This is a genomic window from Azospirillum canadense, from assembly GCF_025961225.1.
In the GTDB taxonomy this organism is placed as follows: Bacteria; Pseudomonadota; Alphaproteobacteria; order Azospirillales; family Azospirillaceae; genus Azospirillum; species Azospirillum canadense.
In genome coordinates this window covers 1,115,707-1,141,233 of record NZ_JAOQNG010000001.1, presented here as the reverse complement: position 1 = coordinate 1,141,233, position 25,527 = coordinate 1,115,707, and the positions used below count along the sequence as shown (strand labels likewise).

Below are 25,527 nucleotides of genomic sequence, written 5' to 3'. Positions count from 1 at the left end.
GCCCCCCGGACACAAGGATAACCGCCCATGCCGCACCTGACCAAGTCCTCGGATTATCTGACCGGCCAGTTGCTGATCGCCATGCCGGGCATGATGGATCCACGTTTCCAGCGCACGGTCATCTATATGTGCGCCCACAACGAGGACGGCGCCATGGGCCTTGTGGTCAACCGCCTGTTCGGCTCCATCACCTTCGAGGATTTGCTGGAGCAGCTGGAGATGGATATCCAGCAGCCGGCCACGAACATGCCCGTGCATTACGGCGGTCCGGTCGAATCGGGGCGCGGCTTCGTGCTGCACTCCACCGACTATGTGCGGGACGGCACGCTGGTGGTCGACGATGAGGTCGCGCTGACCGCGACCATCGATATCCTGCGCGCGATCTCCGAAGACCGCGGCCCGCGGCGCAACATCCTGCTGCTGGGCTATGCCGGCTGGGGACCGGGGCAATTGGACGCGGAGATCCAGGCCAACGGCTGGCTGAATGTCCCCTGCGACGAGTCGCTGCTGTTCGACCCCGACCTGGAGACCAAGTGGGAACGGTCGATCGCCAAGCTCGGCGTCAGCCTGTCGATGCTGTCCGGCGAAGCCGGCCACGCGTAGAGGAGGTCGATCGTGAACGACGAGGCGGTGTCGCTGCTGCGGCTCGGCGGCCGCATCGATCAGCTGACGATGGACATCGGACTCGCCCGGCGGATGGCCTGACGTGTGCTGAGCGGACGCCGAAAGCACCTGACGTCGGGTTTCCACCCGACCTACCGGTGAGCGCCTTTGGCCGTAGGTCGGGTGAAACCCGACAAGCCCCTTCCAACCGTCCTCACGCTCCCTTCGTGGCGAGCGCCATGGCAAGGCCGCGGGCCTGCATCAGTTCGGCGCAGCGCTCCACCAGCCGGTCGCCGGCGTAGACCGCCCACCCGCTTTGGAAGCCAGCCGGCTCGTAGCGCAGGTCGACGCGCTGGCCGGCATGCTCGACCGCGTAGCTGTGGGAATTTTCTTTCGTCCAGGTTGGCTTGCCCGACATCTTCGCCTCGCTCAAAGCGCATGTGATTGCGCAAGGTTGCGGGAAGTGGGTTAATCGTCAGTTAAGCGGATCATACCGGCGGTCTGCGAAATGGGCGCGACGCACCTCTTTCGGCGCGGCCCGACGCCCTACCCGCGCCACTCCTCCCGCAGGATCGCGTAGAGAACGTGGTCGCGCCACGCGCCGTCGATGCGCAGATAGCCGCGCGCGTAGCCTTCGTGCGTGAAGCCGACCTTTTCCAGCAAACCACGGCTGGCCGCGTTGGTGGGCAGGCAGGCGGCTTCGACCCGATGCAGGCCCAATTGCCCGAAGGCGAAATCCAGGACCAGCCGCGTCGCGCCGGAGATGTAGCCGTTGCGGGCGTAGGGCAAGCCAACCCAATAGCCGAGGGTCGCCATCTGCGCCACGCCACGCCGCACGTTGGTCAGGCCGAGGCCGCCGACCAGCGCGTCGGTCTGCCGGTCGTAGACGAGGAAGCTGTAGCCCTGGTCGTCGCGCCATTCCTGGGCCTGCCGCCGCAGGCGCCGGCCGAAGGCAGCGCGGGTCAGCGCGTCGGTCGGCCAGGTCGGTTCCCAGGGAGTCAGGAAGTCGCGGGATTCCGCCCGCAAATCCGCCCATTCCCGCCAGTCGCGGGGCAAGGGCGGGCGGATGTAGCATTTCGGACCGTCAAGCCGCACGGCCGGCGGGCTGATGAGACCGCTGCCCAGGAGGCGGATCATGCCCCGGCTCCGCTGTCGAGGACGGCTGCGTTACTGCAGGCGGGCGACGATCCGGTCATACTCCTCCAGCCGGCTGATGGGGCCGAGCGCGGCCACGGTGGGGCGGCTCTGGCGCAGACGCTGCGCCACGCGGACCACGGCGTCGCGGTCCACCGCCCCGATCTTCTGCACGATCTCCTCAACCGGCACCGGCCGTCCGTAGACGAGCAGCTGCTGGCCGAGCTGCTCGCAGCGCGACATGGTGCTTTCCATGGCCATCAGCGTGCCGGCCCGCAGCTGCGCCGCCGCGCGGGCGACCTCTTCATCGGTGACGTCCTCGGCAACCTTCATCAGCTCGTCGCAGACGACGGGGACCAACTCCGCCACTTCGTCCTCGCCGGTGCCGGCGTAGACGCCGAACAGGCCGCCGTCGCGATAGGCCCCCGCGAAGGTGTAGATGGAATAGACGAGCCCGCGCTTCTCCCGCACCTCCTGGAACAGGCGCGACGACATGCCGCCGCCGAGCAGGGTCGAGAAGACGGAGTGCGCGTAATAGTCCGGGTCGTGGACGCCGACGCCGTCGAAGCCGAGCACGAGGTGCATCTGCTCCAAATCGCGCGCCTCGCGGTAATCGCCGCCGGCGTAGCGCGAGTCCTCCGACTCCGGCACCGGCCGGTCGGACAGCTGCCCGAACGCCTTCAGCGCCATGTCCACCAGCCGGTCGTGGTCAAGACGTCCGGCGGCGGACAGCACGATGCCCGGCGCGCTGTAGTGGCCGCCGATGTAGTCCACCAGCGCGGACCGCGACAGCGCCCCGACGATCTCCGACGAGCCCAGCACCGACCGGCCCAGCGCCTGCCCAGGATAAGCGGTCGCCTGGAAATGGTCGAAGATGATGTCGTCGGGCGTGTCGGCCGCCTGCCCGATCTCCTGCAGGACCACTGTCCGCTCGCGCGCCAGCTCCTCCTCGTCCAGGGTGGAGTGCTGGAGCATGTCGGCGATCAGGTCCAGCGCCAGCGGCGCGTCCTCGTGCAGCACCTTCGCGTAATAGGCCGTCTGCTCACGCGTGGTGTAGGCGTTCAGTTGCCCGCCGACATTCTCGATCTCTTCGGAGATGCGGAAGGCCGAGCGGCGCGCCGTCCCCTTGAACAGCATGTGCTCCACGAGGTGCGCCACGCCGTTGACGTCGGCCTGCTCGTTGCGCGTCCCCACGCCGACCCAGCAGCCGAGCGACACGGACTGCACATCGGGCATGGTGTCGGTCGCGACGCGCAGCCCGTTCGGCAGCGTGGTCACGCGGATGCTCATGCGGCCTCCTTGGCGGCGCGGGCGCGCTCGGCGACGAAGGCCTGCACGGCGCCCAGTTCGTTGGGCAGCTCCGACAGGCGCTCCTCGCGCACATACAGGTCGGACAGGCGCGGCGGCAGGTCCGGCCGGTGGCCGGTCGCCTTTTCCACGGCGTCGGGGAACTTGGCGGGATGCGCGGTCGCCAGGATAACCGTGGCGACGTCGGCCGGCAGCCCGGCGGCCTTCGCCGAGGCCACGCCCACCGCGGTGTGCGGGTCGAGCAGGTAGCCGCAGCCCGTCCAGACCGCCTCGATGGTCCCCATGGTGCCGGCCTCGTCCACGCGGTGGCCGGAGAAGATGGCCAGAGCCTCGGCCAACTGGGCCTCGGTCACCTCGAACTTGCCCTCTGCCCGGAAACGGTTCATGGACGCGGTCACGGCCGCGCCGTCGCGTCCCAACAGGTCGAACAGAAGCCGCTCGAAGTTGGAGGAAATCTGGATGTCCATACTGGGACTCAAAGTAGGCACGACCGGAGCCGCGGACATGGTCCCGCTGGCAAAAAAGCGCGCCAGGATGTCGTTGGAGTTGGAGCCTACGACCAGCTTCTCGATCGGCAGCCCCATCGCCCGCGCGCCGTAGGCGGCGTAGACGTTGCCGAAGTTGCCGGTCGGCACGGTGAAGGCCACCTTGCGGTCCGGCGCGCCCAGCGCCACCGCGGCCGTGAAGTAATAGACGATCTGGGCCATGATGCGCGCCCAGTTGATGGAGTTCACCGCCGACAGGCCCATCCGGTCGCGGAAGGACACGTCGTTGAACATCGCCTTCACCAGATCCTGGCAGTCGTCGAAGGTGCCGTGCAGGGCGATGTTGTGCACGTTGTCGGACAGCACGCTGGTCATCTGCCGGCGTTGGACCTCCGACGTACGGCCCTTTGGGTGCATGATGAAGATGTCGACGTTCTGGCGGTCGCGGCAGGCCTCGATGGCGGCCGAGCCGGTGTCGCCGGAGGTCGCGCCGACGATGGTCACCCGCTCCCCACGCTTGGCCAGCACATGGTCGAACAGGCGGCCGAGCAGCTGAAGCGCCACGTCCTTGAAGGCCAGCGTGGGGCCATGGAACAGCTCCAGCACCCAGTTGCTCTGGTCCAGCTGGACGAGCGGGGTCACGGCGGCGTGGTCGAAGGTGGCGTAGGCGTCCTTGACGATGGCGCGGAACTCGTCCTCCGCGATGGCGCCGCCCAGGAAGGGCAGCATCACGCGGATGGCGATCTCGCTGTACGGCAGGCCGCGCATGGCACGGATGTCGTCGTGGGTGAACTGCGGCCAACTCTGCGGCACATACAGGCCGCCGTCGCGCGCCAGACCGGCCAGGAGGACATCTTCGAAACCGAGGACCGGGGCCTGGCCCCGCGTGCTGACGTACTGCACCGCACACACTCCGACGCTTAAAGCCGACGCCCACGCAAGGCCGACAACAATCATGGAAGCGGCATAGTTAGCCGCTGCCCCCCATCCGCGCAAGGATGCAGCAACGGATCCCCGCAACGGACCCTTTTGAACGGGCGAAAGGGGCCGGCGATGGAACGCCGGCCCCTCCCGAGGTTCGCCCGATCAGGCCGCCGTTCAGCCGGCGGAGTGGTCCAGCGCGGTGTAGTGGATCTGCGACGGGTCGTGCGCGGCGTCCACATGCCCCAGGCCGGTGACCGTCAGATCGTGCAGCGCGGCAGCCACGTCGGCCGTTGGGGCGACAACGGCCGCGGCAGCGGCCGGCTGCGCCTGGATGGCGGCGTGGGTCCAGACGTTGACGTTGTCATGGCCTGCATCCTGCTGGCCGTCGACCTGATGGACGCCTTCCGACAGGGACTGGGCGGAAGCCGGAGCCCAGGCGGCCTTGCCGGCGCTGGCGCCGCCGGCGTACAGGCCGGCCTTGATGGCGTTCATCTTGGTCTGGTCGACGGACTGCCAGTCGTCCTTCAGGATGCCGCCCGTATCGCCCGAGTTCGGGTTCCACGACCAGTAGGTCCAGCTGGCGCCCTGCTTGCCCGCACCCAGGTCGTTGGTGCCGTTGCCGTCGAAGTCGCCGTTCATGTACTGGACGAGCTTGGCCATGTAGGCCTTGTCCTGGTCCGTGTCCAGCTTGCCGCCGAACTCGCCCACCAGTACCGGCGCCTTGTTGTCCTTCAGCGCCCAGCCCCAGTTGTCGGTGTACTGCTGCGGCATGTTGTTCGGGAAGTTCGAGTCCTTGAACCAGGACATCTCGTTGACCGACGGGCCGTAGGAATGGACCGAGTAGACCAGCTTGTTCGGCGTGTCGAACTCGATCGGGCGGTCCTTGGCGCCGGCGAGGTTGCCGCCCCACCAATCCCACTTGTTGTCCTGGACCTCCACGCCCTCGACCATCAGCAGCCAGTCCTTGTTCACGGACTGGATGGCGTTGCCGATGCGCTCCGCGGCCCAGGCCCAGTCGGTGGCGTGGTCGCCGCCGCCCCAGGTCGCGTCGCCGTGCGGCTCGTTGTGCAGGTCGGCACCGATGACGGTGTCGTTGCCCTTGTAGCGCTCGGCGAGCATCTTCCAGTTTTCGATCATCTTCGACTCGGGGTACTTGTCGTCGTACCACAGGCCGTTCTCGTTGGCGGACGCACCGTCGCTGGAGCGATGGTGGTCCAGGATGACCTTCAGCCCGATGCGGCCGGCATAGTCGATCACCTTGTCCATCACCTCGAGCGGGGTCTTGTTCTCGAGGTCGGGGTTCTTGGAGGTGTCGATGCCCGTCGCACGGTCCGCGTCAAGGCCCGCATCGCTCCACGGAAGGCGGATGGTGTTGAAGCCGAGGGACTTCATCTGGTCCATCATCCCCCAGTAACCGCGCATGTCCATGCCGTTGGGGTTGAAGACGAAGCCCTCGCCACCGAACCAGTTCACGCCGGTCAGCTTGATGTTCTGGCCCGACGAGTCGACGATCTGGTTGCCGTCCGTGTGCAGGAAGCCGTTGGCGATGGTCATTGTTCAGAACCTCGGTTGCCGTTCGCGTTGGTCCCGAGGCTGGTCGTTTATAGTTAACGAAACATTGCCAATTGCGCCGAGCTTTTGCCGCATTTGTTCGGGGTTGTGACCAAATGCGGTCCATAGAATTTATCCAGCTTTTTCAGCAATAAGCGCGATGCGAGAGTTTGCGCTGTTTTGAACGGTATTTTGCAGGATGATGGATCGGACACGTACAAAGCTTGCCGGGAGCAAAGTTGGATTAGGCATTAGCCTTTTGCGCTGAATAATTTTTCGCGCGGCCCACCGGCAATCATCCTCTCGGCCCGGGGGCTGCCGGCACCGCCGCGGCTCGCTGCACCCACTTCAAATTGAACCATCCGGATCTTTGGCAACGTTCGGCGTCATGCTAATCAGCGGAAAACAGAGCGACGACGAAGGTGGATCATGGGCGCCCTTGCCGACTGGCAGACGGAAAAGAAGAAATTCGAGAAGGCCACGGGCAAACACAAACCGAAGACGAAGATTTTCGGCGTCTCGGTCAAGGCGACCGGCCTGTCGAAATCGCTTTCGCTGTTCGAAAAGGCGGGCGGCTACAAGACCAAGAACGTCGCCGTTCATTTGTTCGTCGCCCAGGCGACCGCCTACATGAAGGCACTGAAGGCCGAGGCCGATGCTTGCGACAAGAAGGACGATGCGGACTACCTCAAGGCCCTGAAGGCCATGGCCGACGGGATCGAGGCGATTTCCAACCGGATCGTGGTGGAAACCAAGGAGACCGTCGCGACCCTGGACCAGCTGGTCAAGGCCGGCAAACTGAAATCCGTCCGGAAATTCTGCGAAGGCGAGTTCAATACGGAGAACCTGGACTTCCTGGAGGCGATCCAGAAGGTCAAGAAGGTCACCGATCTGCGCGCGCTGCTCGACGACTACATCGCGAAGGGCGGCTCCAAGGAGGTGAACCTGGACTCCGCCACCCGCAAAATCTACCTGGAGGCCATCCGGGGCGAGTACGACCTGAAGAAGGCCCTGGAAAAGCTGGAGCACAAGGCGCGGGTGAACATGGCGGACATCTTGATCCGCTATTCGGCGACGCTGAAGGTCCCGAAGGTCAAATCGGCGCTGTGACGCCGGGACGCCGCCGGGGACCTCATGCCCCCACTCATGCCCCCAGGTAGCGCGTCTCCAGGTGCCGCTTGAAGACCGACACGTCCAGCGGCCGGCCGGTGGCCGCTGTCAGCAGTTCGTCGCCGGAGGCGTAGCGGCAGCCCTTGCCGTGCACATTCGCGCGCAGCCACGCCACGAGCGGGCCGAGGTCGCCGCGGGCGAGCGCCGGTTTGATCGACGCGTCAGCGCGGGTCGCCGCGTCGAACAGCTGCGCGGCCGTCATGGCGCCCAGCGTGTAGCTGGGGAAATAGCCCCAGCCGCCTGACGGCCAGTGGATGTCCTGGAGGCAGCCCAGCCGGTCGTTGGGCGGCTCCACCCCAAGCAGGGCCCGCATGCCCTCGTTCCAGGCGCCGGGCAGGTCCTGCAAGTCGAGGTCGCCGCCGACCAGCGCCTTTTCCAACCGGAAGCGCAGGATGACGTGCGCCGGATAGGTGACCTCGTCGGCGTCGACGCGGATGAAGCCGCGTTCCACGCGCGTGTAGAGACGCCGCAGGTTCTCCGGCTCCCAGGCCGGACCGGAGCCGCCGAAGGCCTCGCGGGCCACGGGGCCGAGGTAGGACAGGAACTCCGCGGAGCGGCAGGCCTGCATCTCCACGATCAGCGACTGGCTCTCGTGCACGGCCATGCCGCGCGCCGAACCGACCGGCTGGTGGATCCAGGGGCGCGGGCGGCCCTGCTCATACAGGGCGTGGCCGGTCTCGTGCATCACGCCCATCAAGGCCTTGGTGAAGTCGGCCTCGTCGTAGCGGGTGGTGATGCGCACGTCGTCGGTGGCGCCGCCGCAGAAGGGGTGCAGCGAGACGTCGAGCCGCCCGCGGTTGAAGTCGAACCCCGCCTGCTCCATCAGCCGCACGCCCAGCGCCTTCTGCGCCTCGACGGCGAACGGGCCCTCCGGCCGGATCGGGTCCGGGTCGCGGGCCTGTTTCTCCAGCACGCGCTCGATCAGGCTGGGCAGGAAGCCGGCGAGGTCGTCGAACAGCGCGTCGATGCGTTCGGCCCGCGCACCGGGGTCGTGCTCGTCCAGCATGGTGTCGTAGGGCGACAGCCCCATGACCGCGGCCTTGGCCTCCCCGCACTCCCGCACCCGGCGCAGCACCTCCGTCAGGGAGGGCAGCAGCATGGCGTAGTCGCTTTCCGCCCGCGCGGTGCGCCAGATCATGTCGCAGGCGGAGATCGCCTTGCTGGTCGCCTCCACGAGGTCCGTGGGAACAGCGGTGGCGTGCCGGTGGCTGCGCCGCATCTCCCGCAGGTTGGCGCGCTGCCAGTCGTCGAGGCCGGCGTCGCCCTCCGCCTCCGCCAGCCAGTCGGCGACGCGCGGGTCGGTTTCCAGCTCGTGGGCCAGGACGGTCAGCGTCGCCGTCTGCTCTGCGCGCGCGTCGTTGGACCCGTCGGGCATGGTGGTCTGGGTGTCCCAGCTCAGGATGCCCAGCGCATCCCCGATGGCGGCGATGCGGGCGAAGCGGCGTTCCAGGTCCTGGTATGCGGTCATGAGCGGGTCCCGATCCGGCGGCGTTGCGACAGGACATAGACGGCGATCAGCGTCGCGGCGAGGCTATACCACGTGATCGCGTATTGCAGGTGATTGTTCGGAAGCTCCACCTGCGGCTGAATGCCGTTGAGCGGGGCGGAGCCGCGGGACGGGTCCGGCAACGCCTCCACCACCAGTGGGGCGATGTTGCTCAGCCCGACGGAGGCCGCCATGGCCGGCGGGTCAATGCGCATCCAGGCGTCGGCGCCCGGCCTATTGTCGGGCTGGAGCCAGCCGGCGGGCTGCGGCAGGCGGACCATGCCGGTCAGCGTGACCGGACCCTCGACGCGGCTGTCCGGGCGGGTGGCTGGGTCGCGCTTGTCCATGGGGACGAAGCCGCGGTTCACCAGCACCACGCCACCATTATCGGCGCGCTCCAGCGGGGTCAGCACCTCGTAACCGACCTGCCCCTGGTGGGGCCGGGCGATCAGCCGCATCTCCTTGTCGTTCAGAAAGCGGCCGGACAGCGTCACGGGGCGGAATTCGAAGTCGGCGGGGTCCGTGAACGTGGCGGGCAAAGGCACCGGGGCGGCGTGCAGGCGCTGCTCCACCCGGTGGATCAGGTCGTCCTTCCAGTGCAGCCGCTGCACCTGCCACGTGCCGAGCGCCAGCATGACCAGCACCGCAGGCACGGTGGTCAGCGTCGCCCACAGCGACGGGCGGAAGCGGCGGGGTTCGGCGGTCGCCGTCATCGTCACGCGTCGGTGTCCTCAAGCTCGTCGCGCCGGTGGCGGTATTGCAGCGCCACCACATAGGCCTTGGCCGGCCGCAGCATGCCCAACGCCAGGCCGAGGATCACGATGCTCCAGACGATGGCGTGAAGCCAGAGCGGCCAGTCCACGGTCATCGACACCCACAGCGCGACGGGAACGACCAGGAAACCCAGGATGAAGATCAGGAACACGGCCGGGCCATCCCCGCTGTCCTGCCGGGCGAGGTTCAGCCCGCAGACGGAGCAGCGCTCGTTGATGGTCAGGAAGCCCTTGAACAGCTTCCCCCGGCCGCAGCGCGGGCAGGCACAACGCATGCCCGCGGTCATCGGCGAGACGTTCGGATAATAGGTGCTCACCACACCCATCCTTTCGTGGACGACTCCCCCTCGCCCTGCGGAGCAGGGAGAGGGGAAAAGGCGCGGATCAGTGGGCGCCGCCGCCGTGCGAGCCCCACCAGTAGACCGACACGAACAGGAACAGCCAGACCACGTCGACGAAGTGCCAGTACCAGGCCGCCGCCTCGAAGCCGAAGTGGCTCTGCGGGGTGAAGTGGCCCTTCATCGTGCGGAACCAGCAGACGGCCAGGAAGATCGTGCCGACGATGACGTGGAAGCCGTGGAAGCCCGTCGCCATGAAGAAGGTGGACGGGTAGATGCCCCCCTTGAAGCCGAAGGCGGCGTGGGCGTATTCCCAGCCCTGGAAGAAGGTGAACATCACGCCCAGCAGGACTGTCAGGCCCAGCGCCTTGGCGGCCTCGCCGTTCTTGCCCTCAATGATGGAATGGTGCGCCCAGGTGACGGTGACGCCCGACAGCAGCAGGATCAGCGTCATCATCAGCGGCAGGTGGAAGGTTTCCAGCGGCTCGATGTTCGGCGGCGGCCAGACGCCCTGCGGATTCTCGGCGAAGACCTTCGGGAACAGGGCGGCGTCGTAGAAGGCCCAGAAGAAGGCCGCGAAGAACATCACCTCTGACGCGATGAACAGCGACATGCCGTAGCGCAGGCCGATCTTCACCACCGGGGTGTGCGCCTTCTCGCGCACGGCCTCCTTGATGACGTCGCGCCACCAGCCGAACATCACGCCCAGGATGGACGCGAAGCCCAGGATGGCCACCAGCTTTGTGCCCCCGTGCATGTAGATGACCATGCCCAGCGCGAACAGGCCGCCCGCGAAGGCGCCCAGCAGCGGCCAGGGGCTTGGCTTCACCAGATGGTAGGGATGCGGAATGCCGGCCCCGGCGCCATGCGCGGAGGCAGGCGGATGCGGCACTTGCGCGTGCGTGATGTCGGCCATCGTCTCTTTCCAACCCCGATTTGTTTCGCCGATCTTGTCTCTTGGTTCGCGGTTGCCCGCCACCCGTCGCTTTTTATGTGTTTTCGTTGCTCAATTGGTTGTGCCTTGCGGCTTCGCGCCCTCCGGCTTTGCCGTATGCTGCGCCAGAACCTGCTTTTCGTCGTTCGCGCGGAAGAAGGTGTAGGACAGCGTGATGGTGCTGACGTCCTCCATGTTCGGGTCGTCGGCCAGCGCCGGATCGACGAAGAAGGCGACCGGCATGTCCACCTGCTGCCCCGGCTCCAGCACCTGCTCGTTGAAGCAGAAGCACTGGATTTTATTGAAGTAGATGCCGGCCTTGTCCGGCGTGACGTTGTAGACCGCCGTGCCGACCGTGGGCTTGGCCGAGCGGTTCTCCGCCCGGTAGTTGGCCAGCCCCGTCTCGCCCAGCTTCACCTTCACCTCGCGCTGCTCCGGCCGGAAATTCCAGGGGAGCGCGTCGTTGACGTCCGAGTTGAAGCGGATGGTGATGGTGCGGTCGACGATCCGCGTGGAGGCGGCCTCCGCCCGCTGGGTGGTCCCGCCGAAGCCGGTGACCCGGCAGAACAGCGAATAGAGCGGGGCCGACGCGAAGGCCAGCCCGACCATGCCCGCCACCAGCCCGAACAGGGCGATGCCGAACAGACGGTTGCGCCGCCGGATCTTGTCGTTCATGGCAGCCCCTCCCCTGCTTTTCGCCTAATGCGCGCCGCTCATGCGGACGACGGTGATGATGTAGAACAGCACGACGAGCGCGATCAGCGCCGCCAGCACCGCGTAATTGCGGCCGCGCAGACGCCGGCGCCGTTCCAGTTCAGAATCGTCCATGACGGTCATGCCCCACCTCCGGTGACGAGGTGCTCGCCCACCAGCAGGGCGAACAGCAGGAACAGGTAGAGGATCGAGAAGCCGAACATCTGCTTGGCCGGCTTGTCGTCCGTCGCCCGCAGGACGCGGACGGCGCACAGCACGAACAGCAGGCCCAGCAGGCTCGACCCGATCAGGTAGGCGAGCCCGCCGATCCCGACGGCGTAGGGCGCCGCGGCCACCGGCAGAAGCACCAGCGTGTAGAGCAGCATCTGGCGCTTCGTCGATTCCGGCCCCGCGACGACCGGCATCATCGGGACGCCGGCGCGGGTGTAGTCCCCATTGCGGAACAGCGCCAACGCCCAGAAGTGTGGCGGCGTCCACAGGAAAATCAGCAGGAACAGCAGGATGGAGGGCAATTCGACGCCGCCCGTCACCGCCGCCCAGCCGATCATCGGCGGGAAGGCGCCGGCGGCACCACCGATTACGATGTTCTGCGGCGTGCGGCGCTTCAGCCACATGGTGTAGACGAAGACGTAGAAGCCGACGGTGAGCGCCAGCAGCGCCGCGGCCACCCAATTGACGGCCAGCCCCATGACCACGACCGAGGCCGAGGCCAGGATCACGCCGAAGGCCAGCGCATTGTCCGGCTCCACCCGGCCGGACGGGATCGGGCGCTTCATCGTGCGGGACATGATCGCGTCGATGTCGCGGTCGTACCACATGTTGATGGCACCGGACGCGCCCGCCCCGACCGCGATGCACAGCACCGCCACCGCCGCCAGCACCGGGTGCATATGCCCCGGCGCCACCACGATTCCGGCGAGGCCGGTGAACACCACCAGCGACATCACGCGCGGCTTCAGCAGCTCGATGTAGTCGCCCGCCGTCGATCCGCCCAACCCACTGTCGGCAAACCGCCCGTCCGCGACCCGTTCCAGGCTCAGGTCCGTCATTCTCTCTGCCCTCCAACCGGGGGCCTGCTCATAGCCCCCGGCCTACATACTCACGTGTACTAATTATTTCACCCGGGGAAGCGTCTCGAAGGCGTGGAACGGCGGCGGGGAGCTGACGGTCCACTCCAACGTGCCGGCCTCCGGGCCCCAATAGGCGGCGTCCACCTTCTCGCCGCTGCGCAGCGTCTTGATCGCGATCCACACGAACAACAGCGTGGACGCGAAGGAGATGTAGGCGCCGAGCGAGGAAATCATGTTCCAGCCGGCGAAGGCGTCCGGGTAGTCGGGGATGCGGCGCGGCATGCCGGCCAGCCCCAGGAAGTGCTGCGGGAAGAAGATCAGGTTCACGCCAACGAAGGTCGTCCAGAAGTGGACCTTGCCCCAGAACTCCGGATACTGCCGGCCCGACATCTTGCCGATCCAGTAGTACCAGCCTGCGAAGATCGAGAAGACGGCGCCCAGCGACAGCACATAGTGGAAGTGCGCCACGACGTAGTAGGTGTCGTGCAGCACGATGTCCATGCCGCCATTGGCCAACACCACGCCGGTGACGCCGCCGACCGTGAACAGGAAGATGAAGCCGAGCGCCCAGAGCATCGGCGTCTTGAACTCGATGGAGCCGCCCCACATCGTGGCGATCCAGGAGAAGATCTTCACGCCCGTCGGCACCGCGATGATCATCGTCGCCGCCGTGAAGTAGGCCTTCGTGTTCACGTCCAGGCCGACCGTGTACATGTGGTGCGCCCACACGACGAAGCCGACCACGCCGATCGCCACCATCGCGTAGGCCATGCCCAGGTAGCCGAACACCGGCTTCTTGGAGAAGGTCGAGACGATGTGGCTGATGATCCCGAAGGCCGGCAGGATCATGATGTAGACTTCGGGGTGGCCGAAGAACCAGAACAGGTGCTGGAACAGGATCGGGTCGCCGCCGCCTTCCGGATTGAAGAAGGTGGTGCCGAAGTTGCGGTCGGTCAGCAGCATGGTGATGGCGCCGCCCAGGACCGGCACGGCCAGCAGCAGCAGGAAGGCCGTCACCAGCATCGCCCACACGAACAGCGGCATCTTGTGCAGCGTCATGCCCGGCGCGCGCATGTTGAAGATCGTGGTGATGAAGTTCACCGCGCCCAGGATCGACGACGCGCCGGCGAGGTGCAGCGCGAAAATGGCCATGTCCACCGATGGGCCGCTGTGGCCGAGCGGCGAGGACAGCGGCGGGTAGATCGTCCAGCCCGTGCCGGCGCCCTGCCCCACGAAGGCGGAGCCCAGCAGGAGCAGAAAGGCCGGGACGATCAGCCAGAAGCTGATGTTGTTCATGCGCGGGAAGGCCATGTCGGGCGACCCGATCATGAGCGGCACGAACCAGTTGCCGAAGCCGCCGATCAGCGCCGGCATGACCACGAAGAACACCATGATCAGGCCGTGCGCCGTGATCAGCACGTTCCAGACCTGCCCGTCCGCCACGATCTGCATGCCCGGAGACTGCAGCTCCAGGCGCATGATGACGGAGAACAGGCCGCCGATCAGCCCGGCGATGACCGAGAAGATCAGGTAGAGCGTGCCGATGTCCTTGTGGTTGGTGGAGTAGAACCAGCGATGGACGAAGCCCGGCACGTGGTGGTCGTGCCCGTGCTCATGTCCATGGGCGCCGTGTCCCTGCGCCTCCCCCGGATTGGCGTTTGCCATGTCTCTAACCTCGCGTCGGCGGAATGGTTTTTTCTTGGCCGAATATCGTCTTCAGGAACGTGCTGCGACTTACTGAACCGTGCCGTTGGCCGGCACCTGGGCGACGTCGCGCTTCTCCGGCGTGCCGTAGGCGACCTTGGCCTTGGCGACCCACTCGGCGAACTTCTCCTTCGAGACGGCCTCGACCGCGATCGGCATGAAGCCGTGGTTGACGCCGCAGATCTCGGAGCACTGGCCGTAGTAGGTGCCTTCCTTTTCGATCTTCACCCAGGTCTCGTTGGTGCGGCCGGGCACGGCGTCCTTCTTCACGCCGAAGGACGGAACCGCCCAGGAGTGGATGACGTCGCCGCCGGTGACCAGCACGCGGACCGTGGTGTCGACCGGAAGGACCACGCGGTTGTCCACCTCGAGAAGGCGGCGCTGGCCGGGCTTCAGGTCGCTTTCCGGAATCATGTAGCTGGAGAAGGTGATGTTGCCGTGGTCGGGATACTCATAGTCCCAGTACCACTGCCGTCCAGTGACCTTGATGGTCATCTCCGCTTCGGGCGTCCGTTCCGCTTGGTACAGCAGCTTGAAGGACGGCACCGCGATGACGATCAGGACGATGACCGGGACGACGGTCCAAGCGACCTCCAGCAGCGTGTGATGCGAGGTCTTGGACGGCACCGGGTTCTTCTTCGCGCTGAAGCGCACGACGCACAGGATCAGCAGGGCCGCCACGAACAGGACGATGGCGAAGATGATGACGGTCAGCAGGCTGTGGAACGAGTCCATGGCGTGCTTGACCGGCGTCGCCGCCTCCTGGAGCCCAAGCTGCCAGGGATGGGGTTCGGCGGCAGAGCCGGCCCCGGAAAAACCGCACAAAGATGTCAGCGCCGCCAAAGTGGCGGCGTTCAGGGTCTGCGTCTTCATCCCCAACCCTCTCGTTGGCCGCAACCGGTGGTCATAGGCCGCGGTTTACCCTTCCCGCCGGCCCCTCCGTCGCCCATATTGTTTGTGTACCGAACTATCAGCGCGGCGCACAGTCGGGCGTTCCGGCGAGGGCCGGATACTGCAGAGATCATGCCGTTCGTGGCGCGACACTTCGCTGCAGCCCGAGCTTAACCCTGCATTGCGCTTGGGAACAAGCACGCCGTCCTCACACGAAGGACATAGGCGCCGTGCGGCGTTGAAGCTCAGTCATCGCTAGAGGTTGAGCCCACGGAGGGGTTTAGCACTGCGACATCCTGTCGCACTTTGTTCGTGCTGCGAATTGTATCGACAGAACAAGGGCCTAGCGCCAGTCCGGCGCCGGCGCGGCGCGCCCCGTCGGGGCCGCCGACACGGTCAAGACGAGGCTTACCGCCGGCTCCGACCGGCGACTCGCCCCATCCTCGGAATCAGTGCTCGATCAGTGCCCGCCGGTGATGGCCTTGCGGACTCGGCGCACGCCGGACCAGACGAAGGCGATGACGACGGGAATCATCAGCCCGACGATCAGGTCCGGATCGACCTTCATGCCAAAGCCCTTCATCCCCTTCGCCGCGTAGCCGACGATGCCCACCAGATAGTAGCTGATCGCCACGACCGAGAAGCCCTCCACCGTTTCCTGGAGGCGGAGCTGCATCTGCGCGCGCTTGTCCATGGAGGCCAGCAGCTCCGCGTTCTGCCCTTCCACGGCTATCTCGACGCGGGTGCGCAGCAGGTTGCTGGCGCGGGCCACCCGCTGCGACAGGGCCTGGAGCCGCGCGTGGGCCGCCTCGCAGGTGCGGATCGCCGGGGCGAGGCGGCGGTCCATGAACTCGCCCACCGTGGGCAGGCCCTCGATGCGGACCTCCCGCAGCTCCTCGATGCGCTTCTCCACCAGCTTGTAGTAGGCGCGCGCCGCGTCGAAGCGGTAGGCCGTCTCGGCGGCGATCTGCTCCGTCTGGGCGGCCAGCAGGGTCAGGCGGTCGAGCAGGTCGCGCTCGTCGTCCAGCCCGCCCAGCGTGGCGATCCGGGCGGTCAGGTCGGCCAGATCCGCCTCGATCGGGCCGATCCGCGGCAGCACCCCGCGCGCCACCGGCAGGGCCAGCAGGGCCATGACCCGGTAGGTTTCGATCTCCAGCAGCCGCTGCACGGTGCGGCCGGCCTGGTTCGGGGTCATGCTGTGGTCGGCGATCAGGATGCGGGAGAAGCCGTCGCCATGGATGCGGAAGTCGGTCCAGGCCGTGGCCGCGCGTCCGGACACCCGCGTGCCGATGTAGCCCTGCGACCCGAACATGGCGGCGAGCATGTTGGCCGACGGCTCCGGCGAATCGGCGTCCAGAAGGGCGACATGAACGCCGACCATCAGTTCGCCCGGCAGCCCGGCCAGCCATTCCCGCGGCACGGCGTTCAGCGCCGGCTCCTGGAACGGGTCGGCCAGCACGCCGGGCACGGCGGCGCTGGGCCGGAAGATGGTCCAGGTGGAGAATTCGGTGTGCCGCTCCCACTTCAGGCGGAAGCTGCCGAAGGAGCCGCTGTAGTGCGTCGCCCCGCCCGGCGGCCGCGGCACGCCCGCCCAGTCGCACAGCTTTTCCAGCTGTTTCCGGTCGGCGTCGGCCGCCCCTTCGCCCGAGAGCATGGCGAGCATGGTGGCGCGCACCGGGGCGGCCAGCACCTCCGGCGGGCGGGTGTGCACCTCGTTGGTCAGGGCCACGCGCAGGGCATGATCCTTCAGCGGGCGGGCGGCGGCCTCCAGGCTCTGGCCGAGCGCTGCGGTATCCCCGGTCATGGCGTCACCCTTTCCTCGTCAAAAGGCCCTGGCGACGAGGGTGAGGAGCCTTGCCGGATGCCCCGCCCGTCGCCACACTATTGAGTCGATCTTAGACCACATCCCGGGTGTGGGCGCGAGAGCGCCGGCATCCTTCGCCCTCCGTCAAAAGTCCGATACCCCGGAGTCCTCATGAGCGCGCTCGCCACCACCGACGACCTGTTCTTCAACCGCGCCGGCCTGGACCGGTCCCGCGTCGAAGGGATCGTCGCGGAAGCCCTCCGCGGGTCCGATGACGGGGAGCTTTACCTGGAATATTCGCAGAGCGAATCGCTGGGCTGGGACGACGGCAAGCTGAAGTCGGCCAGCTTCGACACGACCCAGGGCTTCGGCCTGCGCGCCATCGCGGGCGAGGCGGCGGGCTACGCCCACGCCTCCAACCTGTCGGAGGACGCCATCCGCCGCGCCGCCGCGACCGTGCGCGCCGTGCAGGCCGGCCACGCCGGGACGGTGGCGGAGCCGCCGGGCGGCACCAACCGCGCGCTCTACATCCCCGACAACCCGCTGCCCATCGTGCCGTTCGAGGCGAAGGTGAAGCTGCTGGCGGAGATCGACGCCTACGCCCGCGCCAAGGACCCGCGCGTCCGGCAGGTCTCCTGCTCCATCAGCGGCGAGTGGCAGGCGGTGCAGATCATCCGCGCCGACGGCGTGCGCGTCGCCGACCTGCGCCCGCTGGTGCGGCTGAACGTCTCCGTCGTGGTGGCCGAGGGCGACCGCATGGAGACCGGCGGCCACGGCGGCGGCGGCCGCGTGACCTACGAGCACTACATGCAGCCGGACACCTGGCGCGCCTTCGTCGACGAGGCGCTGCGCACCGCGCTGGTCAACCTGTCCTCCATCCCCGCCCCGGCCGGCGAGATGACCGTGGTGCTGGGCAACGGCTGGCCGGGCATCCTGCTGCACGAGGCCATCGGCCACGGGCTGGAGGGCGACTTCAACCGCAAGAAGACTTCCGCCTTCGCCGGGCTGATGGGCCAGCGCATCGCCGCCCCCGGCGTGACCATCGTGGACGACGGCACCATCGAGAACAGCCGCGGCTCCATCACCGTGGACGACGAGGGCACGCCCGGCCAGTGCACCACGCTGATCGAGGACGGCGTCCTGGTCGGCTTCATGCAGGACCGTATGAACGCCCGTCTGATGGGCGTGCGCCCGACCGGCAACGGCCGCCGCCAGAGCTTCGCCTACCACCCCATGCCGCGCATGACCAACACCGTGATGCGCCCCGGCAACCATTCGCCGGAGGAGATCATCAAGTCGGTCAAGAAGGGCCTCTACGCCAAGAACTTCGGCGGCGGGCAGGTGGACATCACCAACGGCAAGTTCGTCTTCTCCGCCAACGAGGCCTACCTGATCGAGGACGGCAAGCTCGGCCCCGCGGTGAAGGGCGCCACCCTGATCGGCAACGGTCCGGACAGCCTGACCCGCGTGTCGATGATCGGCAACGACACGAAGCTCGACCCCGGCGTCGGCACCTGCGGCAAGGAGGGCCAGGGCGTCCCGGTGGGCGTCGGCCAGCCGACGCTGCGGCTCGACGGGCTGACGGTGGGCGGCACGGCGGCCTGATCGCAAGAAAAAACATTGGAACCACAGAGGCACGGAGACACGGAGTTGGCGTTGATCCAAACTCCGTGTCTCCGTGCCTCTGTGGTGACGAAATTCCAGGGAGCTTGATGATGGCGACGCTCGCGCTCGTTTCGACCTTCTGCCCGGACCGGGTCGGGCTGGTGTCCGCCGTCACCGGCCATCTGTTCGCGCTGGGCGCCAACCTGCGCGACGCGACCTTCGCCGTCATGGGCTCGGGCGCCGAGTTCTCGGCGGTGTGCGAACTGCCGGCGGGCGTCACGGTTGACGAGGTGCAGGACGGACTGGCCAGCCTGCCGGAGCTGGCCGGCGCGCAGATCAAGGTCACGCGCTTCGACTTCGATCCGGAACCCGGCCCGCTGGCGCGCATCACCCACCGGATCGAAGTGTCGGGCGGGGACCAGCCCGGCCTGATCGCCCGCCTGTCGGAGATCTTCACCCAGTTCGAGGCGAACATCGTCCGCCTGGACGCACAGACCCTGCCGGACCGTGAGGGCGGGCGCTACACCATTCGCTTCGCCGTCTCCATCCCGCCGGAACGCTCCGCCACCTGTATGTCCGCCGTCACCAACACGGCCGAGACCATGGGTCTGATCTGCGAGGTCGAAGAGGACTGACCGTCCGACAAGTGTGAATAAAAGCCGGCTGGGTCACCCCGACTCAACCGGCTTTTTGTTTGGCAAAACGAAGACTTTCGTTCCATCCGCCGCGCCTCTTTTTGCCTCCATTCTTCACCCAATCCCATCCCCTTCCTCCCGTGTAAGGAGAAGGCAATATGACCATGGATAGGGGAAGGATCGCGCGATGGCTACGCCGACCGCATACGAACAATATATGCTGGAACTGATCAACCGGGCCCGCGCCAACCCGACGGCGGAGGCGGCGCGCCAGGGGATCGACCTGAACCAGGGGCTGACGGCCGGCACCATCTCCACGGCCGCCAAGGCGGCGCTGGCCTGGGATCCCGCCCTGATCGACGCGGCCCGCGCCCATTCGCAGTGGATGCTCGACACCGACACCTTCAGCCACACCGGCGTCAATGGCAGCTCGCCCGGCGACCGCATGACCGATGCCGGCTACGGCTTCTCCGGCAGCTGGAGCTGGGGCGAGAACATCGCCATCCGCTGGGGCTCGGGCACAGCCATCAACGCCTCCACCGTCGAGGCGATGGAGAGCGGCCTGTTCAAGTCGGCCGGGCACCGCACCAACATCCTGAACGACGGCTTCCGCGAGGTTGGCGTCGGCCTGAAGACCGGCGAGTACCAGGGCTCCACCGGCATGACCGGCACCCAGGACTTCGCCAAGACGGCCGGCAACCCGTTCCTGACCGGCGTCACCTTCGACGACAAGGACGGCGACAACTTCTACGATCCGGGCGAAGGCCTCGGCGGCGTGACGATCAAGGCCGTGTCCGCGACCGGCACCACCTACCAGACCACCAGCTGGGACGCCGGCGGCTATCAGATGGATCTGCCGACGGGCACCTACACCGTCTCCTTCTCCGGGGCCGGGCTGCCCAGCACGATCACCAAGACGGCGACCATCGGCACCGGCAACGTCAAGCTGGACCTGAACCAGGACGTCGCCACCCCGACCAGCACGCTACCGCCGCCGATGGAACTTCCGTCCACCACGGGTGCGACGATCGTCGTCAACGCGTCGGGCACGGCGGCCGGCGGCGTGAACGCGCACTTCAACCTGCTGATGGACGGCAAGAAGATCGGCGAGGGCGTCGCGGGCACCACGGCCAAGGACTTCGCCTTCAATGCCAACGTGCTGCCGGACGCCGCGCACAAGGTGCAGATCCAGTACGACAACGACGCCCTGATCAACGGCCAGGACCGAACGCTGTACGTCAACAAGGTGATGATCAACGGCCACGCCGTGTCCCCCACCGACAGCATCGTCACCTACGACAAGGGCGCGCTGGACGGGAAGGACGTGGTGAAGGGCCAGTCGGGCATGTGGTGGAACGGCACGCTGGTCGTCACCGCCGACAAGTCCTTCTTCCCCGGCAGCGCCGTAAAGGGCGTCTACGCCTCCGCCGAGCATCCGGAGCCGACCGGCGACGTCGATGTCTGGAGCCATGTGGCCACGGCGCAGGGCAACGCGGCCCCCACCCTGCCCGATGCCGCCGCCCGTCACCCGGCCTTCGGCGACCATGACCTTGCGTGGGTTCAGGACCACTTCCACCAGGGCCACCAGACGGACCTGGATCACACGCACGCCGGCTGAGCGGATTCCGGTTGCATTCATACGTGTGACAATGCCATGGATCGGGAGTTTTTTCCGATAAACACCACCGTGGCGTGAACCGTACTGCGATCGCATTGGGCCTCCTCCTCTTCGCCGCAGCGCCCGCGCGGACGGAGGGGCTCGTGCCGACGCTGTCGGACTGGGGTACGGTGGGGCTGCTGCAAACCCCCACCGCCCGCCTGCTGCCGGACGGAACCGTCACCGGCGGCTACGCGGCCTTGGGCGACCTGCACCGGCACATCACCGTGGGTGCCCAGCCGCTGCCCGGGCTGGAGGTCACCCTGCGCGAAACGCTCTACCCGAACCCCTACGGGATCAGCGAGCCGGGCGTTGACGCGAAGTTTCGCCTGTTGCGGGAGGGGGAGTGGTGGCCCGCCCTGGCAGTCGGCGGCCGGGATGTGACCGGCGCCGGCTTCGACCTGCCCGGCAAGGGCCGCTTTGCGGGCGAGTATCTGGTGGCCTCCCGCCGCTGGTGGGACGTGGACGTCAGCCTCGGGCTCGGCTGGGGCGCGCTCGGCGACTATGGGCATTTCAAGAACCCGCTGCGCTTTCTAGGCGGATCGTTCCGGCGCGACCGGGATCCCACCCAGCCGTCGTCCCGCGGCCCCCAGGCTTGGTTCACCGGAAACCGCACCGCCTTGTTCGGCGGGCTGGAGTGGCACACCCCGGTCGAGGGCTTGAGCGTCAAGCTGGAGTACAGCGCCGATAGCTTTCGCGCGCAGCAGCAAGAAGACCCGTCCTTCCAGCCCGGCCTGCCGGTCAACGCCGGCCTCGCCTATCGCCCCCTGCCCTGGCTGGAATTCGGTGCGGGGTTGGAGCAGGGCAAGCGCGCCATGCTGCGCCTGTCCGCCCGCTTCGACCCGAAGGAGAAGGCGAAGCCGCCGTCGCGCCCGCCGCCGCCGGTCGCCCGCCGGCCAGCCGGCGGAACAGCCCTGTCCACCGACGACATCGTGGCGCTGGCGCGCCTCGCCGGGCTTCCGGCACGCACGGCCCTGGTGACGGGTGAGGAGGCGGTGCTGTGGCTGGACCCGGCGGGCGCCGGCACAGCTCCCTTGGCGCGGGAGGTCGGGCGCGCCGCCCGCATCCTGGCCGACAGCACGCCGGCGGAGGTGGAGCGACTGACCGTCGTGACCGGGGCCATGGGCCTGGAGGACGCCGCCGTCACCCTGCTGCGTCGCGACGTGGAGCGGGCCGCCGACGGGCATGGCAGCGCCGAGGAGATCTGGCGCACCGCGCGCGTCTCCGCGTCTGCGGGGCCGCCGTCTGACTGGCCTGCGCGCTGGTCGCTCACCTTTCACCCGACCCTGGAGACAAGCCTGTTCGAGCAAGGCGTGCCGTTCGTCCAGCGCAGCTACACCGACCTGCGGCTGACGGGGGAACCGGCCCGCGGGTTTGTTCTGGGCGGCGGGCTGCGCTTCGCCGTGTCCGACAACCTCGCCTCGCTCGACACCAACGCGTTGCCGGTCGAGCGGCCGGTGCGCAGCGACCTGCCGCTCTACGCCATGCCGCGGATTGAGTTGGAGCGCCTTTACGGCGCCTGGCTCGCGAGCCCGGCCGATGGCTGGTCCACGCGGCTGTCGGCCGGGCATTTCGAGGAGATGTTCGGCGGCTTCGGCGGGGAGGCGCTGTACCGCCCGTTCCAGGCGCGCTGGGCCGTCGGGCTGGATCTGAACCGGGTGTGGAAGCGGCCGGCGGGCGACCCGCTGCGGATCGACGCGGAGAGTGGCCGCACGACCGGGCAGGCCAGCCTCTATCTGGAGACGCCCGGCGCTGCAACCACCGGCATCCTGCGGGCCGGACGCTACCTGGGTGGCGATTGGGGCGGCACGGTGGAGCTTCTGCGCGCGTTTGACGGAGGCGTGCGCCTGTCCGCGCACCTGACCTGGACCACGGGGCCCGACAACGCGCAAAGCCGCCTCGGCGGGCGGCTGGAGCAGGGGCTGTCGCTGGTGGTGCCGTTCGGCCCTTCCGACTTGGCGCCGGTCGGCGGTGCTGCGGAAATGGCCGTGCGCACGCTCGGCCGGGACGTGGGACAGCGGCTGCGGCAGCCGCTTCCCCTCTATGAGGCCACGGTGCCGGCGGGCTTCGGCCGCCTCGCCGGCACCTGGTCACGCCTCATGGAGTGACCGAAAGCGAACATCCGTTCGCTTTCGATTCATATGGCCTCATGCGCCGGCCGGGCTCCGGCCGCATGTGCGGCCGGGACCGCCGTCGCGGTCCAAAGCGGATCTCGATCCGCTTCCCGATCAGCGGACCGAGGCGATGGTGCCCGTCCGCGGGTCGAGTTCAACCGTGCTCCAGCGGCCGTTCTGGTCCTGGGCCTCGGCGACGTAGTTCTGGCCCTGCTTGCGGAAATCGCGGACCGAGGTGAAGCCCGCCGCGCTGAAGTAGTTCAGCAGGGAGGTCTGCATCAGCTCGGTGCGGTTCTGCCCGCGGCCGGCCCGGCCCTGGACGTTCGGGTCGACGTTCATCAGCACCTGGCGGCCACCCTGCGTGTCGCCGGTGGTGCCCATGCTGCCGGTCGAGCCCATCGTGCCGGTCGAACCCGCGGTGCCGGCCGGAGCGACGACCGTCCCGGTGGTGCCCATCGTGCCGGTCGGGCCGACGACGCCGCTGTTGCCGGACATAGCGCGGCGGTTGGTGTCAGTGCCGTAGGTGTTGCCGTAGGCCGGCGAGCGGTCATTGGGGCCCAGGTCGCCGGGCACCGCGTTCGACAAGGCGCGCCGGTTGGACTCGGTGCCATAGGTATTCCCATAGGCGGGCGCGCGGTCGGCCGGCTCCATGGTGCCGGTGGTGGCGGAACCGGTCACGGCGCGCTGGCCGCTCGGGTTGGCGGGCGTGCCATAGGTGTTGCCGTAGGGCGGCAGGCGGTCGTTGGGGCCCATGCTGGTGCCGGCGGCCCCGCGCGACGGGCTGTTCCAGGACTGCGTGCCCATTGGGCGGTTGTTGTCCCACGGATCGGGCTGCTCGCCCGGCAGGCTGCGGACCTGCGGGCTGGTGGTGGGCAGGCCGGACGGGCTGCTGCGCTCGTAGCCCGACTCCGACGCGTTGTTCTGATAGGTGTTGCCCGTGGTCTGGGCCATTGCCGCCGGCGACGCCGCCAGGGTTGCGGCGATCACGGCAAGAGAAAGCTTCGTGTTCATGGCATTCCTCTCCTCGCGAAGGGGCGCCGCCCGAACAAGCCGCAGCGACGCCCTGTACCCGCGCCTTCGTGGCGCAGGCTCTCAGCGTCGACAACAGCGCACCGGCCATTCTTGTTGCGCTCAAGCCACGAGAAGGGCGTCAAGCGACCATTTGCGGCTACGCCCTATCCGTTTGGAATCGGGCCTACCCAAGAAAAGTTCTTTGCTTGGTGAAGTCTTGGGAACCTTCGTCCCGCCGTAGTGTTCTGAACAATACAAAACGCTCTTCACAGAGTTGCCCGTTCAACAGACTGCGCGTCGGACGAGCTGTGAGCCGCTTCGGGCCGAGCGAGGGAGGGTAGGATGCTCTATTGGGCACTGGTTTTCTTCGTCATTGCGCTGGTTGCAGGCGCGCTCGGTTTTGGTGGGATTGCGTCGGCCTCGTCCGGCATTGCGCAAATCCTGTTCTTCCTGTTTCTCGTCTTGTTTGCTGCGAGCTTGATTCTGGGCCTGGTCAGGCGCCGCTAGACCCGGCGCCCTTCCTTTACGAAGGAGGGGCGATTCCCCCGCGTGGCGCCCGCGGCCGTCCTTCGTCTCTGTGGACGGGCCGCGTGAGTACCCCTAAGCCTCTCGATGTTAGCCTCGCACCTGCCGGCAACGCTCTCCCGAGCGTTGCCGGTTTTTATTGTGCGTGGATGACGAAATGTTGAAGCGAAGCCGGGCGGCCGGATCGCTCCCCGAGTCAGTCGTCCCGAGTCAGTCGCCCCGGGTCAATCGTCGTCGTCCGACCCGGGGGTACGGCCTTCCATCAGCTGGCGCAACGCGCGCCGCCCGCGCGACAGGCGGGACTTCACCGTGCCGATCGAAATGCCCAGGATGTCCGCGGCCTCACCGTAGGAGATGCCCTCTAGGCCGATCAGCAGCACGACTTCACGCTGCTCGGTGGGCAGCATGCCCAACGCGCGCTTCAGGTCGCGCAGCTCCAGCCGGACGAACTGGCCGCCGTGCGCCGCGCCGATGGCCGCCTGCCCTTCCCCATCGATGTCCACCACCGCCTGCCGGCGGCGGATGCCGTTGATATGCAGGTTTCGCAGAATTGTGAAGAGCCACGCGCGAAGATTGCTGCCGGGCCGCCACAGGTGCAGACGGGACAGCGCGCGTTCCAGGCATTCCTGGACAAGATCGTCCGCAAGCGTCGCGTCGCGCACCATGGCGCGCGCAAAACGGCGCAGGCGTGGAATCTCGGATTCGATCTGGGCGATGATTGCGGGATCGGGCGGTGCCGACGGTGCGCCGGAACCTACCGCGTCGACCTCGGCACCCTCCTCGACCTCGGCCGCCACATCCAACTCGTCTTCCTCGGCTCTGACCCCGGCAACCACAGGGCTGAGCGCGACGGGATCGAGCGACGCGGGGTCGCACGCCGGACGGCGCAAGGAACTCGCGACGTGGTTCGCCATCGGTGGAACACTGCCTCCCTAAATACCGAAAGCCTCAAGCGCACCAGAAACGCTGGAAGCGTCGATCCGGTCCCTGATTTGCGCCAAATGCGCCAGGATCATCACCGGATTCCCCAAAGACAATCGCTGGCCCTTCAGTACGTAATGGCCGGGCGGATGGGCTGCCAGTTGGGAAAA

General features: G+C 67.5%; 24 protein-coding genes. 7 read left to right on the top strand and 17 right to left on the bottom strand.

Features of this window, described 5'->3' with window-relative positions; genetic code table 11:
* The first annotated feature begins 27 nt into the window (after nucleotides 1-27).
* Nucleotides 28-603, top strand: coding sequence for a YqgE/AlgH family protein (locus M2351_RS05385; RefSeq protein ID WP_264655100.1), 576 nt, complete (start codon nucleotides 28-30; stop codon nucleotides 601-603).
* Between the two features lie 214 nt (nucleotides 604-817).
* On the opposite strand, the gene M2351_RS05380 is transcribed toward M2351_RS05385, so the two are convergent.
* The 5 genes from M2351_RS05380 to M2351_RS05360 form a co-directional block, all read right to left on the bottom strand.
* Nucleotides 818-1,021 carry a hypothetical protein gene (locus M2351_RS05380; protein ID WP_264655099.1) on the bottom strand — a complete coding sequence of 68 codons (204 nt, stop codon included), beginning with the start codon at nucleotides 1,019-1,021 and terminating at the stop codon, nucleotides 818-820.
* A gap of 128 nt (nucleotides 1,022-1,149) precedes the next feature.
* Nucleotides 1,150-1,740, bottom strand: coding sequence for a GNAT family N-acetyltransferase (locus tag M2351_RS05375; protein ID WP_209765699.1), 591 nt, complete (start codon nucleotides 1,738-1,740; stop codon nucleotides 1,150-1,152).
* 30 nt (nucleotides 1,741-1,770) lie between these two features.
* Entirely contained in the window at nucleotides 1,771-3,027 is a 1,257-nt protein-coding gene (locus M2351_RS05370) for a M16 family metallopeptidase (protein WP_264655098.1), read from the bottom strand.
* Complete coding sequence (thrC, locus tag M2351_RS05365) at nucleotides 3,024-4,433, bottom strand: threonine synthase (RefSeq protein WP_264655097.1); 1,410 nt, start codon at nucleotides 4,431-4,433, stop codon at nucleotides 3,024-3,026. Before thrC ends, M2351_RS05370 begins: the two co-directional genes overlap by 4 nt.
* 195 nt (nucleotides 4,434-4,628) lie before the next feature.
* Nucleotides 4,629-6,008 carry a glycoside hydrolase family 5 protein gene (locus tag M2351_RS05360; protein WP_264655096.1) on the bottom strand — a complete coding sequence of 460 codons (1,380 nt, stop codon included), beginning with the start codon at nucleotides 6,006-6,008 and terminating at the stop codon, nucleotides 4,629-4,631.
* Nucleotides 6,009-6,434: 426 nt separating this feature from the next.
* On the opposite strand from M2351_RS05360, the gene M2351_RS05355 reads away from it, so the two are divergent.
* Nucleotides 6,435-7,115, top strand: coding sequence for a regulator of G-protein signaling domain-containing protein (locus M2351_RS05355; protein ID WP_264655095.1), 681 nt, complete (start codon nucleotides 6,435-6,437; stop codon nucleotides 7,113-7,115).
* A gap of 34 nt (nucleotides 7,116-7,149) precedes the next feature.
* On the opposite strand, the gene M2351_RS05350 is transcribed toward M2351_RS05355, so the two are convergent.
* The 10 genes from M2351_RS05350 to M2351_RS05305 all read right to left on the bottom strand — a co-directional run bounded on the left by M2351_RS05350 (nucleotide 7,150) and on the right by M2351_RS05305 (nucleotide 16,889).
* The gene (locus M2351_RS05350) at nucleotides 7,150-8,643 is read right to left on the bottom strand and encodes a carboxypeptidase M32 (protein WP_264655094.1); all 1,494 of its coding nucleotides are present in this window, start codon (nucleotides 8,641-8,643) and stop codon (nucleotides 7,150-7,152) included.
* Entirely contained in the window at nucleotides 8,640-9,374 is a 735-nt protein-coding gene (locus M2351_RS05345; protein WP_264656840.1) for an SURF1 family protein, read from the bottom strand. The genes M2351_RS05350 and M2351_RS05345 overlap by 4 nt, the downstream gene beginning before the upstream one ends.
* A 2-nt stretch (nucleotides 9,375-9,376) precedes the next feature.
* A complete protein-coding gene (locus tag M2351_RS05340) occupies nucleotides 9,377-9,760 on the bottom strand; it encodes a DUF983 domain-containing protein (RefSeq protein WP_264655093.1) in 384 nt (127 codons plus the stop codon).
* Between the two features lie 58 nt (nucleotides 9,761-9,818).
* Nucleotides 9,819-10,688, bottom strand: a complete 870-nt coding sequence (locus M2351_RS05335) for a cytochrome c oxidase subunit 3 (protein ID WP_264655092.1) — start codon at nucleotides 10,686-10,688, stop codon at nucleotides 9,819-9,821.
* 90 nt (nucleotides 10,689-10,778) lie between these two features.
* Nucleotides 10,779-11,381, bottom strand: a complete 603-nt coding sequence (locus M2351_RS05330) for a cytochrome c oxidase assembly protein (RefSeq protein ID WP_264655091.1) — start codon at nucleotides 11,379-11,381, stop codon at nucleotides 10,779-10,781.
* Nucleotides 11,382-11,405: 24 nt separating this feature from the next.
* Nucleotides 11,406-11,543 carry a hypothetical protein gene (locus tag M2351_RS05325; RefSeq protein ID WP_264655090.1) on the bottom strand — a complete coding sequence of 46 codons (138 nt, stop codon included), beginning with the start codon at nucleotides 11,541-11,543 and terminating at the stop codon, nucleotides 11,406-11,408.
* Complete coding sequence (gene cyoE, locus M2351_RS05320; protein WP_264655089.1) at nucleotides 11,540-12,469, bottom strand: heme o synthase; 930 nt, start codon at nucleotides 12,467-12,469, stop codon at nucleotides 11,540-11,542. The genes M2351_RS05325 and cyoE overlap by 4 nt, the downstream gene beginning before the upstream one ends.
* Nucleotides 12,470-12,532: 63 nt before the next feature.
* On the bottom strand, nucleotides 12,533-14,155 hold the full coding sequence (ctaD, locus tag M2351_RS05315; protein ID WP_264655088.1) for a cytochrome c oxidase subunit I: 1,623 nt from the start codon (nucleotides 14,153-14,155) through the stop codon (nucleotides 12,533-12,535).
* Nucleotides 14,156-14,224: 69 nt separating this feature from the next.
* Nucleotides 14,225-15,067: a cytochrome c oxidase subunit II gene (gene coxB / locus M2351_RS05310; protein ID WP_264655087.1), complete on the bottom strand. Its 843-nt coding sequence runs from the start codon at nucleotides 15,065-15,067 to the stop codon at nucleotides 14,225-14,227.
* A 478-nt stretch (nucleotides 15,068-15,545) separates the two neighbouring features.
* Nucleotides 15,546-16,889, bottom strand: coding sequence for a DUF3422 family protein (locus tag M2351_RS05305; RefSeq protein WP_264655086.1), 1,344 nt, complete (start codon nucleotides 16,887-16,889; stop codon nucleotides 15,546-15,548).
* Between the two features lie 171 nt (nucleotides 16,890-17,060).
* Here M2351_RS05305 and tldD point away from each other — a divergent pair, with 171 nt between their 5' ends.
* The 4 genes from tldD (at nucleotide 17,061) to M2351_RS05280 (ending at nucleotide 22,894) form a co-directional block, all read left to right on the top strand.
* Nucleotides 17,061-18,494: a metalloprotease TldD gene (gene tldD / locus M2351_RS05300; RefSeq protein WP_264655085.1), complete on the top strand. Its 1,434-nt coding sequence runs from the start codon at nucleotides 17,061-17,063 to the stop codon at nucleotides 18,492-18,494.
* A 107-nt stretch (nucleotides 18,495-18,601) separates the two neighbouring features.
* Nucleotides 18,602-19,129 carry a glycine cleavage system protein R gene (locus M2351_RS05295; protein ID WP_319801869.1) on the top strand — a complete coding sequence of 176 codons (528 nt, stop codon included), beginning with the start codon at nucleotides 18,602-18,604 and terminating at the stop codon, nucleotides 19,127-19,129.
* 217 nt (nucleotides 19,130-19,346) lie between these two features.
* Nucleotides 19,347-20,747 (top strand): CAP domain-containing protein, encoded by a 1,401-nt coding sequence (locus M2351_RS45055; RefSeq protein WP_406567362.1) that lies wholly within the window; start codon nucleotides 19,347-19,349, stop codon nucleotides 20,745-20,747.
* Between the two features lie 143 nt (nucleotides 20,748-20,890).
* Nucleotides 20,891-22,894, top strand: coding sequence for a YjbH domain-containing protein (locus M2351_RS05280; protein WP_264655084.1), 2,004 nt, complete (start codon nucleotides 20,891-20,893; stop codon nucleotides 22,892-22,894).
* A gap of 120 nt (nucleotides 22,895-23,014) precedes the next feature.
* On the opposite strand, the gene M2351_RS05275 is transcribed toward M2351_RS05280, so the two are convergent.
* Nucleotides 23,015-23,911 (bottom strand): hypothetical protein, encoded by an 897-nt coding sequence (locus tag M2351_RS05275; protein WP_264655083.1) that lies wholly within the window; start codon nucleotides 23,909-23,911, stop codon nucleotides 23,015-23,017.
* A 342-nt stretch (nucleotides 23,912-24,253) separates the two neighbouring features.
* Here M2351_RS05275 and M2351_RS05270 point away from each other — a divergent pair, with 342 nt between their 5' ends.
* Entirely contained in the window at nucleotides 24,254-24,418 is a 165-nt protein-coding gene (locus M2351_RS05270; protein ID WP_209765735.1) for a DUF1328 domain-containing protein, read from the top strand.
* A gap of 242 nt (nucleotides 24,419-24,660) precedes the next feature.
* Here M2351_RS05270 and M2351_RS05265 read toward each other — a convergent pair whose 3' ends face one another.
* The gene (locus M2351_RS05265) at nucleotides 24,661-25,350 is read right to left on the bottom strand and encodes a sigma-70 family RNA polymerase sigma factor (protein ID WP_264655082.1); all 690 of its coding nucleotides are present in this window, start codon (nucleotides 25,348-25,350) and stop codon (nucleotides 24,661-24,663) included.
* Between the last annotated feature and the right edge of the window lie 177 nt (nucleotides 25,351-25,527).

Excerpts from the sequence above, each read along its gene's own strand:
- M2351_RS05385 (WP_264655100.1), top strand. The coding sequence starts at position 28 with ATGCCGCACCTGACCAAGTCCTCGGATTATCTGACCGGCCAGTTGCTG.
- M2351_RS05370 (WP_264655098.1), bottom strand. The coding sequence starts at position 3,027 with ATGAGCATCCGCGTGACCACGCTGCCGAACGGGCTGCGCGTCGCGACC.
- coxB (WP_264655087.1), bottom strand. The coding sequence starts at position 15,067 with ATGAAGACGCAGACCCTGAACGCCGCCACTTTGGCGGCGCTGACATCT.
- M2351_RS05380 (WP_264655099.1), bottom strand. The coding sequence starts at position 1,021 with ATGTCGGGCAAGCCAACCTGGACGAAAGAAAATTCCCACAGCTACGCG.
- M2351_RS05295 (WP_319801869.1), top strand. The coding sequence starts at position 18,602 with ATGATGGCGACGCTCGCGCTCGTTTCGACCTTCTGCCCGGACCGGGTC.
- ctaD (WP_264655088.1), bottom strand. The coding sequence starts at position 14,155 with ATGGCAAACGCCAATCCGGGGGAGGCGCAGGGACACGGCGCCCATGGA.
- M2351_RS45055 (WP_406567362.1), top strand. The coding sequence starts at position 19,347 with ATGCTGGAACTGATCAACCGGGCCCGCGCCAACCCGACGGCGGAGGCG.
- M2351_RS05335 (WP_264655092.1), bottom strand. The coding sequence starts at position 10,688 with ATGGCCGACATCACGCACGCGCAAGTGCCGCATCCGCCTGCCTCCGCG.
- M2351_RS05305 (WP_264655086.1), bottom strand. The coding sequence starts at position 16,889 with ATGACCGGGGATACCGCAGCGCTCGGCCAGAGCCTGGAGGCCGCCGCC.
- M2351_RS05270 (WP_209765735.1), top strand. The coding sequence starts at position 24,254 with ATGCTCTATTGGGCACTGGTTTTCTTCGTCATTGCGCTGGTTGCAGGC.
- M2351_RS05340 (WP_264655093.1), bottom strand. The coding sequence starts at position 9,760 with ATGGGTGTGGTGAGCACCTATTATCCGAACGTCTCGCCGATGACCGCG.
- tldD (WP_264655085.1), top strand. The coding sequence starts at position 17,061 with ATGAGCGCGCTCGCCACCACCGACGACCTGTTCTTCAACCGCGCCGGC.
- M2351_RS05325 (WP_264655090.1), bottom strand. The coding sequence starts at position 11,543 with ATGACCGTCATGGACGATTCTGAACTGGAACGGCGCCGGCGTCTGCGC.
- M2351_RS05275 (WP_264655083.1), bottom strand. The coding sequence starts at position 23,911 with ATGAACACGAAGCTTTCTCTTGCCGTGATCGCCGCAACCCTGGCGGCG.
- M2351_RS05355 (WP_264655095.1), top strand. The coding sequence starts at position 6,435 with ATGGGCGCCCTTGCCGACTGGCAGACGGAAAAGAAGAAATTCGAGAAG.
- M2351_RS05345 (WP_264656840.1), bottom strand. The coding sequence starts at position 9,374 with ATGACGGCGACCGCCGAACCCCGCCGCTTCCGCCCGTCGCTGTGGGCG.
- M2351_RS05265 (WP_264655082.1), bottom strand. The coding sequence starts at position 25,350 with ATGGCGAACCACGTCGCGAGTTCCTTGCGCCGTCCGGCGTGCGACCCC.
- M2351_RS05330 (WP_264655091.1), bottom strand. The coding sequence starts at position 11,381 with ATGAACGACAAGATCCGGCGGCGCAACCGTCTGTTCGGCATCGCCCTG.
- M2351_RS05375 (WP_209765699.1), bottom strand. The coding sequence starts at position 1,740 with ATGATCCGCCTCCTGGGCAGCGGTCTCATCAGCCCGCCGGCCGTGCGG.
- cyoE (WP_264655089.1), bottom strand. The coding sequence starts at position 12,469 with ATGACGGACCTGAGCCTGGAACGGGTCGCGGACGGGCGGTTTGCCGAC.
- M2351_RS05350 (WP_264655094.1), bottom strand. The coding sequence starts at position 8,643 with ATGACCGCATACCAGGACCTGGAACGCCGCTTCGCCCGCATCGCCGCC.
- M2351_RS05360 (WP_264655096.1), bottom strand. The coding sequence starts at position 6,008 with ATGACCATCGCCAACGGCTTCCTGCACACGGACGGCAACCAGATCGTC.